Annotated in this window: 1 pseudogene; it reads right to left on the bottom strand. The window is 49.4% G+C overall.

Features of this window, described 5'->3' with window-relative positions:
* Nucleotides 1–32: 32 nt before the first annotated feature.
* A pseudogene (locus D5269_RS18005) lies at nt 33–792 on the bottom strand (IS5 family transposase).
* Between the last annotated feature and the right edge of the window lie 59 nt (nt 793–851).

The following is an 851-nucleotide window of genomic DNA, read 5'->3' on the forward strand; positions in this document are numbered from 1 at the left end:
TAGGGCTTGTTTGAAAAATAGTGAAGGCTGAGCTAAATCAACAAAATAGCGATAGCGGCAATGTAAACGAAAGCGAGAAAAGACGCATCCAATTTGTCATATCTGGTGGCGATCCTGCGGAACCATTTGAGCTTTTGGAAGAAACACTCAACCAAATGGCGCTCTTTATATAGCCACCAATCTACCGGCCACGGATCAGAAACATTGCTCTGCGGTGGGATCACATAGCTGGCTCCTTGTTCCGAGATGTAAGCTCGGATCGTCTTTGCCCCATAAGCCCGGTCTGCTAATACATTGCTGCCGCTGATTTTTACCTTTTCCAGCAGTTCAACAGCGTGGACTGAATCATGGTCATTCCCTGCAGACAGCATGAATTCAACCGGATTCCCCAGTCCATCCACAATAGCGTGCAGCTTTGTGTTCAACCCACCTCTGGTCCGCCCAACTGCCTTATCCGCCGTTTTTTCCCCCTCCGTTGGCACTCTCGTGAACCTTGATGCAGGTAGAGTCCAGGCTCAGGTTTTCCATATCCGCATCTGCGGTCAATGCGCGAAATATGGTTTCCAATGTACCATCGTCCCGCCATTTGGCAAATCGGGCATACACAGACTGCCAGGGGCCATACGCCTCCGGCAATTCGCGCCACTGTGCTCCGCTGCGGACGATCCAAAGCATCCCATTGAGCATATTTCGATCATCTTTCCGAGGTCGGCCTCGTTTCCCCGTCCTCCCTGCTGGAAGCAACTTCTTCACGCGTTCCCATTGTGCTTTTGTCAATTCATATCGCTTCATGGCTCTATTTTCGCACTTTTATTTGGTTTGTGCAATATTTATTTTTCAAACAAGCCCTA

This window comes from Anaerotruncus sp. 1XD42-93 (genome assembly GCF_009917605.1).
Classification (GTDB): domain Bacteria; phylum Bacillota; class Clostridia; order Oscillospirales; family Ruminococcaceae; genus Anaerotruncus.